This is a genomic window from Mesobacillus sp. S13 (assembly GCF_020422885.1).
Lineage (GTDB): Bacteria > Bacillota > Bacilli > Bacillales > Cytobacillaceae > Mesobacillus > Mesobacillus selenatarsenatis_A.
In genome coordinates this window covers 4,627,345-4,642,063 of sequence record NZ_CP084622.1, presented here as the reverse complement: position 1 = coordinate 4,642,063, position 14,719 = coordinate 4,627,345, and the positions used below count along the sequence as shown (strand labels likewise).

12 protein-coding genes are annotated in these 14,719 nt (G+C 45.1%); 11 read left to right on the top strand and 1 reads right to left on the bottom strand.

From position 1 onward, the window contains the following. The 4 genes from icmF (at position 1) to LGO15_RS23320 (ending at position 6,515) form a co-directional block, all read left to right on the top strand. The gene (gene icmF / locus LGO15_RS23335) at positions 1 to 3,261 is read left to right on the top strand and encodes a fused isobutyryl-CoA mutase/GTPase IcmF (RefSeq protein ID WP_226087972.1); all 3,261 of its coding nucleotides are present in this window, start codon (positions 1 to 3) and stop codon (positions 3,259 to 3,261) included. Positions 3,262 to 3,770: 509 nt separating this feature from the next. Further along, positions 3,771 to 3,977 (top strand): hypothetical protein, encoded by a 207-nt coding sequence (locus LGO15_RS23330; protein WP_167830946.1) that lies wholly within the window; start codon positions 3,771 to 3,773, stop codon positions 3,975 to 3,977. A gap of 117 nt (positions 3,978 to 4,094) precedes the next feature. Next, complete coding sequence (gene rpoE / locus LGO15_RS23325; RefSeq protein ID WP_226086212.1) at positions 4,095 to 4,658, top strand: DNA-directed RNA polymerase subunit delta; 564 nt, start codon at positions 4,095 to 4,097, stop codon at positions 4,656 to 4,658. A gap of 255 nt (positions 4,659 to 4,913) precedes the next feature. Beyond that, positions 4,914 to 6,515: a CTP synthase gene (locus LGO15_RS23320; RefSeq protein WP_167831082.1), complete on the top strand. Its 1,602-nt coding sequence runs from the start codon at positions 4,914 to 4,916 to the stop codon at positions 6,513 to 6,515. Positions 6,516 to 6,569: 54 nt separating this feature from the next. Here the strand turns inward: LGO15_RS23320 and LGO15_RS23315 are convergent, their stop codons facing one another. Next, complete coding sequence (locus tag LGO15_RS23315) at positions 6,570 to 7,091, bottom strand: DUF2529 domain-containing protein (RefSeq protein ID WP_226086211.1); 522 nt, start codon at positions 7,089 to 7,091, stop codon at positions 6,570 to 6,572. Between the two features lie 199 nt (positions 7,092 to 7,290). On the opposite strand from LGO15_RS23315, the gene LGO15_RS23310 reads away from it, so the two are divergent. The 7 genes from LGO15_RS23310 (at position 7,291) to rpmE (ending at position 14,632) form a co-directional block, all read left to right on the top strand. Then, positions 7,291 to 7,659 (top strand): response regulator, encoded by a 369-nt coding sequence (locus LGO15_RS23310; protein WP_041964634.1) that lies wholly within the window; start codon positions 7,291 to 7,293, stop codon positions 7,657 to 7,659. 508 nt (positions 7,660 to 8,167) lie between these two features. After that, positions 8,168 to 9,025 carry a class II fructose-bisphosphate aldolase gene (locus LGO15_RS23305; RefSeq protein WP_167831084.1) on the top strand — a complete coding sequence of 286 codons (858 nt, stop codon included), beginning with the start codon at positions 8,168 to 8,170 and terminating at the stop codon, positions 9,023 to 9,025. Positions 9,026 to 9,124: 99 nt separating this feature from the next. After that, the gene (gene fsa / locus LGO15_RS23300; RefSeq protein WP_167831085.1) at positions 9,125 to 9,772 is read left to right on the top strand and encodes a fructose-6-phosphate aldolase; all 648 of its coding nucleotides are present in this window, start codon (positions 9,125 to 9,127) and stop codon (positions 9,770 to 9,772) included. 452 nt (positions 9,773 to 10,224) lie between these two features. Beyond that, positions 10,225 to 11,511 (top strand): UDP-N-acetylglucosamine 1-carboxyvinyltransferase, encoded by a 1,287-nt coding sequence (locus tag LGO15_RS23295; protein WP_226086210.1) that lies wholly within the window; start codon positions 10,225 to 10,227, stop codon positions 11,509 to 11,511. Positions 11,512 to 11,766: 255 nt separating this feature from the next. After that, a complete protein-coding gene (gene glpX, locus LGO15_RS23290; protein ID WP_226086209.1) occupies positions 11,767 to 12,729 on the top strand; it encodes a class II fructose-bisphosphatase in 963 nt (320 codons plus the stop codon). A 278-nt stretch (positions 12,730 to 13,007) separates the two neighbouring features. Then, positions 13,008 to 14,279 carry a transcription termination factor Rho gene (rho, locus tag LGO15_RS23285; RefSeq protein ID WP_209437845.1) on the top strand — a complete coding sequence of 424 codons (1,272 nt, stop codon included), beginning with the start codon at positions 13,008 to 13,010 and terminating at the stop codon, positions 14,277 to 14,279. A gap of 143 nt (positions 14,280 to 14,422) precedes the next feature. Beyond that, positions 14,423 to 14,632 (top strand): 50S ribosomal protein L31, encoded by a 210-nt coding sequence (gene rpmE / locus LGO15_RS23280; RefSeq protein ID WP_041964628.1) that lies wholly within the window; start codon positions 14,423 to 14,425, stop codon positions 14,630 to 14,632. The last annotated feature ends 87 nt before the right edge of the window (positions 14,633 to 14,719 follow it).

The following is a 14,719-nucleotide window of genomic DNA, read 5'->3' as shown; positions in this document are numbered from 1 at the left end:
ATGCCGGAAATGTATCAACCAAAGAACCATATTCGCTTTGTGACAGCTTCAAGTTTGTTTGACGGCCACGATGCCTCAATCAACATCATGCGAAGGATTATCCAGTCAATGGGTGGCGAGGTCATCCACCTGGGTCATAACCGTTCCGTTGAAGAGGTCGTCAATGCCGCAATCCAGGAAGACGCACAGGGAATTGCGATTTCTTCCTATCAAGGCGGGCACGTCGAATATTTTAAGTATATGTATGACTTGCTGAAGGAAAAAGGCGCTTCCCATATCCGCATTTACGGCGGTGGCGGCGGCGTTATCATTCCTCGGGAAATAAAAGAGCTTCATGAATACGGGATCGCCCGCATTTTTTCACCGGAAGACGGCCGGAAATATGGCCTAAACGGCATGATCCAGCAGATGATCAAGGAATGTGATTTCCCAACCGTTACTCCAGAAGGCGTAGAGGAAATTGAGAAGCTGGAAGCGGGTGACTTGAATGCGGTTGCCAAGCTGATCACGCTTGCCGAGCAGCATGTCAGTTCTGAAAAAGAAACCGCTGCCGCTGTGGAAAGCTTGATGGAAAAAGTAAAGACGATGACCAAATCGGTTCCAGTAGTCGGAATCACCGGTACGGGCGGTGCAGGAAAAAGCTCATTAACAGACGAACTAATCAGGAGATTCATCAATGAAATACCTGAAAAGCGTGTTGCAATTTTGTCAGTAGACCCGACAAAACAAAAAACAGGCGGCGCCCTTCTAGGAGACCGCATCCGCATGAACGCAATCTTCTCTCCGCGCGTTTATATGCGAAGCCTGGCAACAAGACAGTCAAGATCAGAACTATCGCTGGCAATTAAAGATGCGATTGATGTCGTCAAAGCAGCGGGCTTCGACCTCGTCATCGTCGAAACAAGCGGAATCGGACAGGGCAATGCGGGAATCACTGATGTGTGTGATGTTTCCATGTATGTGATGACAAGTGAATTCGGTGCGCCATCACAGCTTGAGAAAATCGACATGATTGATTATGCGGATCTGATCGTCATCAATAAATTTGAACGCAAAGGCTCTGAGGACGCTAAGCGCCAGGTACAGAAGCAGTATCAGCGCAGCCATATGTTTTTTGATAAAGAGCTTGATGAAATGCCTGTGTACGGAACAATTGCCAGCCAGTTCAACGACCCTGGCACGAACGCGCTGTTTGCTGCACTTGTCAATACAATCAATGAAAAAGCAGGGACAAACTGGACGACATCTTTTTCTACCAATGCTGTAGTCGAAAAGCAGAATGTCATCATCCCGAATGATCGTCGTTATTATCTTCGTGAGATTTCGGAAACAGTACGAGGATACCATAAGCTTGCTGCGGAGCAGGCAGACCTTGCTCGCAGATTATTCCAGATTGAAGGGACAATCGAAGCAGTAAAAGAAAGAGAAACAAACAGCGAAGTCGTTTCCTCACTTCAAGTATTAAAAGAAGAAGTAGAGAAGAAGCTGACTCCTGAATCCAAATATATACTCGAAAACTGGCAATCCCTCAAGGAGAAGTACAGTGCTGACCAGTTCGTGACAAAGATTCGCGATAAGGAAATTGTCACGGAGCTAAGGACGAAGAGCCTGTCAGGTTTGAGCATCCCTAAAGTGGCATTGCCGAAGTATAAGGATTACGGCGAAATTCTTCGCTGGGTTTACCTTGAGAACGTGCCAGGAAGCTTCCCTTATACAGCGGGGGTATTCCCGTTCAAACGTGAGGGTGAGGATCCAAAGCGCCAGTTTGCTGGTGAAGGGACACCGGAACGGACGAACCGCCGTTTCCATTATCTTTCCAAGGACGACAATGCGAAGCGATTGAGCACAGCTTTTGACTCTGTAACCCTATACGGTGAAGATCCTGATTATCGCCCAGATATTTACGGTAAGGTCGGCGAGAGCGGTGTCAGCGTTTGTTCGCTTGATGACATGAAAAAGCTGTATTCAGGATTTGACCTTTGCCATCCGTCAACATCGGTTTCGATGACCATCAACGGACCGGCACCGATCATCCTGGCGATGTTCATGAACACTGCAATTGAACAGCAGGTACAAAAGAAGGAAGAAGAACTTGGCCGCAAGCTGAATGACGAAGAGTTTGCTCAAGTGAAGGAAATGACGCTCCAAACAGTTCGTGGAACGGTGCAGGCGGATATTTTAAAAGAAGACCAGGGACAAAATACTTGTATCTTCTCGACTGAATTCGCACTGAGAATGATGGGCGACATCCAGCAGTATTTTATCGACGAGAAAGTCCGGAACTATTATTCTGTTTCAATTTCCGGCTATCATATTGCTGAAGCAGGCGCGAACCCGATCTCCCAGCTGGCCTTCACGCTGTCAAATGGGTTCACGTATGTTGAATACTATTTGAGCAGAGGCATGAACATTGATGATTTTGCACCGAACCTGAGCTTCTTCTTCTCGAACGGCCTTGATCCTGAGTATTCCGTGATCGGCCGCGTAGCTCGCCGTATTTGGGCGACTGTAATGAAGAACAAGTATGGTGCAAATGAGCGAAGCCAGAAGCTGAAGTATCATATCCAGACTTCCGGCCGGTCTCTTCATGCACAGGAAATAGATTTCAATGATATCCGTACAACACTTCAGGCATTGATGGCCCTTCATGATAACTGCAACTCGCTTCATACGAATGCCTATGACGAAGCCATCACCACGCCTACGGAGGAATCAGTCCGACGTGCGATGGCCATCCAGATGATCATCACGAAGGAGCACGGTTTGACGAAAAACGAGAATCCACTGCAGGGTGCGTTCATCATTGAAGAGCTGACTGATCTGGTAGAGGAAGCAGTCCTTCAGGAATTTGAACGGATCAATGACCGCGGAGGCGTGCTCGGCGCAATGGAAACACAGTATCAGCGCGGCAAAATCCAGGATGAATCGATGTACTATGAGATGAAGAAGCATTCAGGGGAACTGCCAATCATTGGTGTGAACACCTACCTGAATCCAAATCCTCCATCCGAGGAAGAAATCGACAAGATGGAGCTTGCTCGTGCGACAAAAGAGGAAAAAGAAACCCAGATTCAAAACCTTGAAGCCTTCAAGGGTAAAAACAAAGATGAATCACAAGAAGCGCTCATTCGCCTGAAGGAAACTGCTGTTAGCGGAGGCAATATTTTTGCAGAGCTGATGGAAACGGTGAAATACGCGAGCCTTGGCCAAATTACCCGAGCGCTTTATGAAGTAGGCGGCCAGTTCCGCAGGAATATGTAAAGCAAGTTCAAGTGCAGCTTGTTTAAAATTTGGCTTTGTTAAAGCTGAAGGTTGTTTTTACATCCTGTTGATTGCAATGGAATGCGCGAAGACTCCTCCGAAAATGCTAACGCATTTTCATCGTGCGTGGGCAGGTTCGAGGAAGCTCAATCAATGTCCTGCGGGATCATCTGGCCAGGTGAAACCCCACAGCCGAGTTTAACAGAGTTTAAAATTCTAAAAGATTGTGTATAAAGGTAGGACGTGGCATTAGAGCTTTTTGCAATGGACCTAGATTGGGCAAGGTGGCTTGTAGGAAAACTATGAGCCACCTTGCATTTTGTTCATTCTATTTCGTAAACTAGCTTTACCTAGAAAATGGTCCGGTTTTTCACAAGAGGATCCGGATTTAAGGTGGAATTTGGTTTGTAATCATAACTTTTATAGAATTTTTCATATCTTTTGCCAAATAATCTTATATAATCTAGGTATCAGCTCATACATACGACCTACTTCAGGATGTGAAATTTGTGAGATCAGTGTTGTTAACGGCAGGTGCTGTCATTGCAGCTGCAGGCATGTATTATCTCTACCAGCGTCAGCTCGGTGCGATATCATTTTTCCTTCTTTCGATTGTCTTCTTTTTCCTGGCCTATACCCAGCTGAAAAAGCGAAAAAGGACTGGCAGCAGGAAAGTAGGCAATGAAAGCGAAAAAAGGCAAGAAAACGACAGATAAAACTGGCATAAAGGTTTAGAATTTGTTTATAATGTAGAATATGCATTCTGGGATATTTTCCTTGTTTTCGGACGCAGGGCCGGGTAAGGCCTGGAATAGAGAAAGGAAGTGCGAAGATTGAGTTTAAGTCAATACTCAAAAGAAGAGCTTCAAGAAATGTCATTGATTGAAGTTGCCTACGAAATGTTAAAAGAAAAGAAGCAAGCGATCACGTTCCAAGAAATGATGGCTGAAATCAAGAGCATTCTTGAATTGGACGAGGCCGATGTAAATGAAAAAATGGTTCAGTTCTATACAGATATAAACATAGATGGACGTTTCATGTCCCAGGGAGAAGGACGCTGGGGGCTTCGCGTCTGGTATCCTGTTGACCAAATCGAAGAAGATAATGTTACGACAGTCAAGCCTAAGAAGAAGAAGTCGAAGAAGGCAGTGGATGAGGATGACCTCGACCTTGACGAATTCGATGAAATCGATGAAGAAGATCTTGACTTTGATGACATCGACGAATTTGATGAAGATGATTCCGTAGACGATGAAGATGAAGATGATGATGAAGATTTCGATGAGGATCTTGAAGACACTGACGACTTTGACGATGATGACGAATTATTAGAAGACGAAGACGAAGATGAAGAACTTCCACTCGAAGATGAAGATGACGAGGATGAAGAACTGTAATTAACGGCTTGACTTTTAATAGGACCGGCTGTAGAATACTTTTTGGGCTCCTTAAAAAAGGACGATTATGTAAAACAGCTACAAAACGCTCCCCATACTATGTATGCGGGGCGTTTTTTTATTTTGTCCAGAAACCCCCAGGCAAACAGGTTTGCACCATAAACTGCAGGCCGATGATATCGTTAAAAATTTTTTTAATAAATCAATTAAACAGGTACATATTGTACAAACTGTTTGATGAGGGGGATTACACAAATGGCAAAGTATATTTTTGTAACAGGCGGCGTAGTTTCGTCATTAGGTAAGGGGATTACAGCGGCATCTCTTGGAAGATTACTGAAAAACAGGGGCATGAATGTAACAATCCAGAAATTTGACCCATACATCAACGTAGACCCAGGAACAATGAGCCCTTACCAGCACGGTGAAGTTTTCGTTACAGACGATGGTGCGGAAACGGATTTGGACCTTGGTCACTACGAGCGCTTCATCGATATTAACCTGAACAAGTACTCTAACGTGACAACAGGAAAAATCTATTCGACTGTCTTGAAAAAGGAACGCCGCGGGGACTACCTTGGCGGAACAGTACAGGTTATCCCGCATATCACGAATGAAATCAAAGACAAGGTTTTTCGCGCTGGAAAGGAAACAGGCGCAGATGTAGTCATCACTGAAATCGGGGGAACAGTTGGGGATATCGAATCTCTTCCTTTCCTTGAAGCAATCCGCCAGATCAAGAATGATGTTGGTCGCGACAATGTGATGTACGTCCACTGTACATTGGTTCCTTACATCAAGGCAGCCGGAGAAATGAAGACGAAGCCAACCCAGCATAGTGTAAAAGAACTTCGCAGCCTTGGTATCCAGCCAAATATCATTGTTCTTCGTACTGAAATGCCAATTTCACAGGACATGAAAGATAAGATTGCCCTTTTCTGTGACATTGATAAGGAAGCAGTCATCGAAGCTGCAGATGCAGATACGCTTTATTCCATTCCATTGGCATTGCAGGCACAAAAGATGGACCAGCTTGTCTGCGACCACTTCAAGCTTGATTGCGGCGAGGCCGACATGACAGAGTGGAATGCGCTGGTTGAAAAGGTGACTCACCTTTCCGGTAAAACAAGAATCGCGCTTGTTGGTAAATATGTAGAGCTTCAAGACGCGTACATTTCAGTTGTAGAATCATTGAAGCACGCAGGTTATGCATTTGACAGCGATATTGAGATCAAGTGGATCAACTCTGAAGAAGTAACAGAAGAAAATGTGGTTGAATTGCTGAATGACGTGGACGGAATCCTTGTCCCTGGCGGCTTCGGAGACCGCGGGATCGAAGGGAAAATCCTTGCAACCCAATTCGCGCGAGAGAACAAAGTTCCATTCTTCGGAATTTGCCTTGGCATGCAGCTGGCAACAGTTGAATTCGCTCGCAATGTTCTTGGCCTGAAAGATGCTCACTCTGCTGAAATCATGCCAAGCACACCGTATCCAATCATTGACCTTCTTCCTGAACAGAAGGATATCGAAGATCTTGGCGGAACACTTCGTCTTGGATTATATCCATGTAAGCTTGGTGAAGATACGAAAGCATTCGCCGCTTATGGTGATGATTTGGTGTATGAGCGCCATCGCCACCGTTACGAATTCAACAATGAATATCGCCAGGCAATGGAAAAAGAAGGATTTATCTTCTCTGGGACAAGCCCGGACGGCCGCCTGGTAGAAATCATTGAACTTGAAGATCACCCGTGGTTCCTGGCGTCCCAGTTCCACCCGGAATTCACATCAAGACCAACACGCCCGCAGCCATTATTCAGGGACTTCATCGAAGCATCAATCAAGTCAAGTAAATAATCCGCGGGATAATAAGCGAAAGCCGGTGATATTCACCGGCTTTTTTAGCTTTTATTAGTACTCCTCCAACATCTCTTCAATCGTGAATTTCAATCCGAAATAAATGAATAAGGCAACAATCGACGTGGGGTAACCGACTCTGTTTCCCATTTCATCAGGCAGGAGTCCTTTTTTTATTTTTAAATCGATGTGCACGTCAGCCATCGCATTTAGACTTTCAGCTTCTTGATCATCGCGGACAGTGGAGATGGCGACAAATGGAATCCCTTTATCCTGTAGTTCTCGCGCTGTCTCAACAGCCTCTTGATCGTCTGCGTAGCGGCTTACAATCAGAACGCGGTCAGCAGCCTCAAGTTCAACCTCCTCTGTTAAAATCGCTGCGGATTGCAATGGTTCCTCGCCATAGACCGCTTCAAGGGCTACCGCCTGCATTTCGTTTGTCCCGAAAATATATACTCTGCCCTCACCAGCTGCAGCTTGTGCCAGCAGTCGCGCTCCATCCTCAATTGAGAACTCTTCCTTTTCCTGAAGCCTGTTGAACAGACCTGCCAGCTGTGTCGAAAACATTTTTAACATAAAAGCACCTCCGTTTTTGCCAATACTGATTATAAAGTACTACAATGGGAATGAAAAAGCATCTGTCGAAAAATAAGTTTAAGAATATGGGAGGAATTTCAAGATTTTTAACGAATTGTGTAAATGGGGATAAGACGAAACCGTTTCCTAGACAAATACATTTAATAACATAATACATTTATTAGGGGGAAGAAGCGGCATGAAAGAAAAAATACTTATTGTAGACGACCAGTTTGGCATCAGAATTCTACTTAATGAAGTGCTGCAAAAAGAAGGTTATCAAACTTATCAGGCTGCAAATGGCGTCCAGGCCCTGGATATCGTTAAAAAGCATCCACCTGATCTCGTTCTTTTGGACATGAAGATTCCTGGAATGGATGGAATTGAAATTCTAAAAAGAATGAAGGTAATCGATCCGGACATCCGCGTCATCATCATGACCGCTTACGGCGAGCTCGATATGATCCAGGAAGCAATGGATTTAGGTGCGCTGACCCACTTCGCAAAACCATTTGATATCGACGACATCCGGGCAGCAGTAAAGAAATACTCACAAACCGTATCTTAAGTATCAATATTGATTACATAGGAAGGCCCTCTCGATTACTTCGAGGGCTTTTCTTTTTTAAAAAAAGGCTCTGTTAAAGCCCAATGTTGTTTTAAGCCCTGTTGATTGTAGTGGAAGGCGCGTAGACTCCTGCGGGATGAGAATGTCCTGGGGAGACCCCGCAGGCGCTTGCGCTGAGTAGGCTCCCCGACTGCCCGCGGAAAGCGAAGCGCCTGGAACGAAAATCAACAGCCAGGTTTAAGAGAGCCCTGAAAAATAGAAAAACAGAGTTTCCACACTAGTGAAACTATTGAAAACGCTTGCTTTATAGCATTTTTATGACACTTGCAAAAACAAGGCTAGAACAATGGCATTTCTGATTTTCTTCTGGTATGATACTTATGAATTCCACAGGATCATTCGTTTTGATGAATGCCATCTCGGGTACATAATCAAAAGCAGAGAAGGAAATCCTTTTAAAGGGTAGCATAGTCAAATGACGATTGATCATAACGAAGGAGGAAATGATATGCCTTTAGTTTCAATGACAGAAATGCTTAAAAAAGCGAATGCAGAAGGCTACGCTGTTGGGCAGTTTAACTTAAATAACCTTGAGTTCACTCAAGCGATCCTTCAAGCTGCAGAAGCTGAGAAGTCACCAGTAATCCTTGGTGTTTCTGAAGGTGCTGCACGCTACATGGGCGGCTTCAAGACTGTTGTCAAAATGGTAGAAGGTTTGATGGAGGACTATAAAACTACAGTTCCTGTCGCAATCCACCTTGACCATGGTTCAAGCTACGATAAGTGTAAGGAAGCAATCGACGCAGGTTTCACATCTGTTATGATCGATGCTTCACACGGACCTTTCGAAGAGAACATTGAAATCACTTCAAAAGTGGTAGAATACGCTCACTCAAAAGGTGTTTCTGTAGAAGCTGAATTAGGAGTAGTCGGCGGACAGGAAGACGATGTCGTTGCAGATGGCGTGATCTATGCTGATCCTAAAGAGTGTGAAGAACTAGTTCAACGCACTGGCATCGACTGCCTGGCTCCAGCACTTGGATCTGTTCACGGACCTTACAAAGGCGAACCGAACCTTGGCTTCAAAGAAATGGAAGAGATCAACAAGACTGCAGGCGTACCATTGGTACTGCACGGCGGAACTGGAATCCCTACAAAAGACATCCAGAAAGCTATCTCTTTCGGAACAGCTAAAGTCAATGTAAATACTGAAAACCAAATTGCTTCAGCTAAAGTTGTGCGTCAAGTATTGGCTGAAAAGCCTAACGAGTACGATCCTCGTAAATATCTTGGACCAGCTCGTGACGCAATCAAAGAAACGGTAATCGGCAAAATGCGCGAATTCGGTTCTTCTAACAAAGCGTAAAAGCAATAGAAATTTGTTATAATTAAACCGCCTTACAATAAGGCGGTTTTTGTCCATTTATATATGATTGAAAATTTTGTCGACTGGAGGCGTTTACAAATGAAGTTTTTTATCGATACTGCGAATATGGAAGAAATCCGCGAGGCCTATACACTGGGAATTTTATCAGGGGTTACAACCAACCCTTCACTCGTGGCAAAAGAAAAGAATGTGAAATTTGAGGACCGTCTGAAGGAAATCACCGAGTTAGTCCCTGGTTCTGTTAGTGCAGAAGTCATCGCACTGGATGCAGAAGGCATGATCAAAGAGGGGAAAGAACTTGCAGCAATCGCTCCTAACATCACCATCAAAGTTCCGATGACACCAGAAGGTTTGAAAGCTGTTTCTGTATTCTCAAAAGAGGGAATCAAAACAAATGTAACATTGGTCTTCAGCGCCAACCAGGCATTGCTTGCAGCAAGAGCGGGAGCTACATACGTATCACCATTCCTTGGCCGCCTGGATGACATCGGCCATAACGGACTAGACCTGATTTCAACGATTGCGGACATCTTCACCATCCACGGAATCGACACAGAAATCATCGCAGCGTCCATCCGTCATCCACAACACGTAACAGACGCAGCACTAAGAGGAGCACACATCGCAACCGTGCCATACAAAGTCATCCAGCAAATGTTCAGCCACCCGCTAACAGACAAAGGCATCGAAGCATTTTTGAAAGACTGGGAATCACGAGGACAGTAATTTTTTTAAAAACTGTGTGATGAAGGAAGAGAAATTATAAGCACCTGTTGATTGTAGTGGAGGGTACTCGACTCCTCCGGGATCAGCGGGTCAGGTGAGACCCCGCAAGCGCTTTAGCGCTGAGGAGGCTCACCGCACGCCCCGCGGAAAGCGAGTGCCCGGAACGGAAATCAACAGCCAGGTTCAAAGAGTTGGTTTTTTACTGAAAAAAATCAACTCTAATTAGGAAGTTTTACCCAATTTAAACTTTTTTGCATTTTATTACATGAATTTGGGAATATCGTGTAAACTAAAGAAATAGAAAACTCCCGGAATCTGCGTGTTTTTAATGGAAAAATATACCTTGTTGATTTCGGTAATCAAATCTAAGTAGAGCCTATACTGGTCTTAGCTGTAAAAGTTTGCATCTCCAGCTTGACCTTAATACATCACGGCTTAGAAGGGAGTCAAAAATGGAAAAGCTTAAGATTGCAGGCGGCTATCCTTTAAAAGGGACTGTACGGGTCAGCGGCGCGAAAAACAGCGCAGTGGCCTTGATCCCAGCAACGATTCTGGCTGAATCGCCTGTGACCATTGAAGGTTTGCCGGATATTTCCGACGTTCATATGCTCAAGGACTTAATGGAGGAGATCGGCGGTTCTGTTGAATTCTCGAACAATGAAATGACGGTAGATCCGTCTTCCATGATTTCCATGCCTTTGCCGAATGGAAAAGTGAAAAAGCTGCGAGCTTCATACTATCTAATGGGAGCTATGCTGGGCCGTTTCAAAAAGGCTGTCATTGGTCTGCCGGGCGGCTGCCATTTGGGTCCAAGGCCGATTGACCAGCATATAAAAGGATTCGAAGCTCTTGGTGCGAGTGTGACAAATGAGCAGGGCGCGATTTACCTTCGTGCCGACGAGCTTCGCGGTGCGAGGATTTATCTTGACGTCGTCAGCGTTGGGGCAACAATCAACATCATGCTTGCTGCTGTCCGTGCAAAAGGGCGTACCATCATTGAAAATGCGGCAAAAGAGCCGGAAATCATTGATGTTGCTACTTTGCTTACCAATATGGGAGCGAAAATCAAAGGCGCAGGAACGGATGTCATCCGGATTGATGGTGTAGACGAGCTTCATGGTTGCCGCCATACGATCATTCCTGACCGCATTGAAGCTGGTACCTACCTGATCCTCGGCGCTGCTATTGGTGATGGTGTGACGATTGATAATGTCATTCCTCAGCATATTGAGTCACTTGTGGCCAAGCTGAAGGAAATGGGCGCTAAAATTGAAGCCAGTGACGAGCAAATATATGTTGCGCCGTCTGAACTGTATAAAGCAGTCGATATCAAAACCCTGGTTTACCCAGGCTTCCCGACGGATCTGCAGCAGCCATTCACAGCGCTTTTAACCAGAGCGGAAGGTTCCAGTGTTGTAACAGATACGATTTACGGGGCACGTTTCAAACATATTGACGAACTGAGAAGAATGAATGCCAATATCAAAGTCGAAGGCAGATCGGCGATCATTAGCGGACCTGTGAAGTTGCAGGGAGCTAAGGTAAAGGCGAGTGACCTCCGAGCCGGAGCGGCGCTTGTCATTGCCGGACTTATGGCAGAAGGCGTCACCGAAATCACCGGTGTAGACCATATCGATCGCGGCTACAGCCACATTGTTGAAAAGCTTAATGGGCTTGGTGCTACGATTTGGCGTGAAGATATGACATCTGAAGAGCAAGAAGAAGTAAAAAAATCATAAAAAGTATAGTACAATGGAAGTTGTACAATACAAATAGTGGTGCTAATGCTTATCTAAACCGTAAAGTAGTATAACCTATTTGATTATGCAGCCGCCAAACTGCGGCTACATAAAAGTTTCTCTTCTAAGCAGTTTCATAGACATAATCGGCATTGAGGAGATGCTGATTATGCTAGGACTGAATACGAAGGAATTTAAAGAGGTATACCTTTTGTAGATGGGCATTAGCGCCTTTCATGATTAGGGGATGATCATATGGAACGTAGCTTAACGATGGAGCTTGTCCGCGTGACAGAGGCAGCGGCGCTTGCTTCAGCCCGCTGGATGGGACGCGGTAAAAAAGACGAAGCTGACGATGCTGCAACGTCAGCGATGAGAGATGTGTTTGACACCATCCCGATGAAAGGTACAGTCGTGATCGGTGAAGGGGAAATGGACGAAGCGCCGATGCTATATATCGGTGAAAAGCTTGGTACAGGCTATGGCCCGCGTTTGGATGTCGCAGTCGATCCTTTGGAAGGAACAAATATTGTAGCGTCCGGCGGCTGGAATGCCCTAGCTGTTCTCGCGGTAGCAGATAACGGCAACCTGCTTCATGCACCAGACATGTACATGGATAAACTGGCGGTAGGTCCTGAAGCGGTAGGAATGGTGGATATCAATGCTTCCGTTCTTGATAACCTGAAGGCAGTGGCGAAAGCGAAGAACAAGGATATTGAGGATGTTGTAGCGACGGTTTTAAACCGCCCTCGCCATGAACATATCATTGCCCAGCTTCGTGATGCTGGAGCAAGGATCAAATTAATCAATGACGGCGATGTAGCAGGCGCCATCAACACCGCGTTTGATTTTACAGGCGTGGATATCCTGTTTGGTTCTGGCGGAGCACCGGAGGGTGTCATTGCTGCGGTAGCGCTGAAAAGCCTAGGCGGTGAAATCCAGGGTAAACTGCTTCCGCAAAATGATGCAGAGCTCGAGCGCTGTAAAAAAATGGGCATAGATGTAAGCAAAGTCCTTCTTATGGAAGATTTCGTCCGCGGAGAAGATGCCATTTTCGCAGCAACTGGCGTAACCGATGGTGAGCTTCTAAAAGGAGTCCAGTTCAAAGGCTCTTACGGATCGACCCACTCCGTCGTAATGCGTGCAAAATCAGGAACAGTCCGCTTTATTGAGGGACAACACAGCCTGAAGAAAAAGCCTCACCTGGTAATGAAATAATATTTTTTTTAATGAACCGAAAACCCTTACAAATCAGCTCCCTTTGCCGCACTATGTAGGTAAAGGGAACTGATAAATAAAAAGATTGATTATTTTTCCTGTTTAAGGGTAAAATGAAAATTGTTTTAATACTAGAAAAACAAACCAGTTGTATACCTTCATTAATTCCTTCTTACAACCTTCAAAGGAACTCATTTCTTCTTTTTCCATCCATACGCTGATATTCTTAATACATTTTTTATGGGGGAAATCGAAATATTTTAAGGCGTGGTGACATTATGGAAGTAAATATTTCAAGCTTAGAAAATATGAAATTGAAAGAGCTTTATGAACTCGCAAAGGAGTATAAAGTCTCTTACTACAGCAAATTAACGAAAAAAGAACTTATTTTTGCTATTTTAAAAGCGCGTGCAGAGCAGCAGGGCTACTTTTTCATGGAAGGTGTCCTGGAGATCATCCAATCTGAAGGGTTTGGATTCCTGCGCCCGATCAACTACTCGCCAAGCTCTGAGGACATTTATATCTCGGCATCACAGATCCGCCGTTTTGATTTAAGGAACGGGGATAAAGTATCGGGTAAGGTCCGTCCTCCTAAAGAGAATGAACGATATTTCGGCTTGCTTCAGGTGGAGGCAGTCAATGGTGATGACCCTGAATCGGCAAAGGAAAGGGTTCACTTCCCTGGTTTGACGCCGCTGTATCCTGATCGCCAGATGAAACTGGAAACGACGCACAACAAAGTTTCGACCAGGATCATGGATGTCATCGCACCGGTCGGATTTGGCCAGCGTGGCTTGATCGTTGCTCCTCCAAAGGCTGGTAAAACGATGCTGTTAAAAGAAATCGCCAACAGCATTACGACAAACCATCCGGAAGCAGAACTGATCGTGTTGTTGATCGATGAGCGTCCGGAAGAGGTAACTGATATCGAGCGTTCCGTTGCTGGAGATGTGGTCAGCTCCACTTTTGACGAAGTGCCTGAAAACCATATCAAGGTCGCTGAACTTGTGCTTGAGCGTGCTATGCGCCTTGTTGAACACAAGCGTGATGTCATCATCCTGATGGACAGCATCACTCGTCTTGCTCGTGCCTATAACCTTGTCATCCCGCCAAGCGGACGTACATTATCCGGTGGTATTGACCCTGCGGCATTCCACCGTCCGAAGCGCTTTTTCGGTGCTGCCCGTAATATCGAGGAAGGCGGCAGCTTGACGATCCTTGCAACAGCGCTTGTTGATACAGGCTCCCGCATGGATGATGTTATTTATGAAGAGTTCAAGGGAACAGGTAATATGGAACTTCACCTTGATCGTTCACTTGCTGAAAGAAGGATCTTCCCGGCAATCGACATCCGCAGATCCGGAACGCGTAAAGAAGAGCTTCTTATTCCTAAGGATCACCTGGACAAGCTTTGGGCTATCCGCAAATCAATGTCGGATTCACCGGATTTCGCGGAAAAATTCCTGCGTAAACTGAGATTATCCAAGTCGAACGAAGATTTCTTCGCTGTCCTTGGTGAAGAAATGAAGGGAAATAACAAGCGTTCGTAATTCCAAATTCTGGACGTAAAAACTGACTTGAAATATATAGGTGGACTTGTTATAATGAGGTCAGTGTGTTTTTCCAATAACGGTCTAACCGTTGATTATAACTCTGTTTCGGATATGATTCAGGGCGGAAGGAGATGAAAAGAATGAAATCAGGAATTCATCCAAACTACAAAACAGTTAAGGTGACTTGCGCATGCGGTAACGAATTCGAAACTGGTTCTGTAAAGAACGAGATTCGCGTTGAAACTTGCTCTGAGTGCCACCCATTCTATACTGGACGTCAGAAGTTTGCTGAAGCTGGCGGACGTGTTGACCGCTTCAACAAGAAATACGGTCTTAAAAACAACCAGTAATAGTAATATAAGAAACCAAACAGGCAAGAAGCTTTGCGACTTGCCTGTTTTTTATTTTGCTTTTTTTGAAGAAATCGGGTACATAAA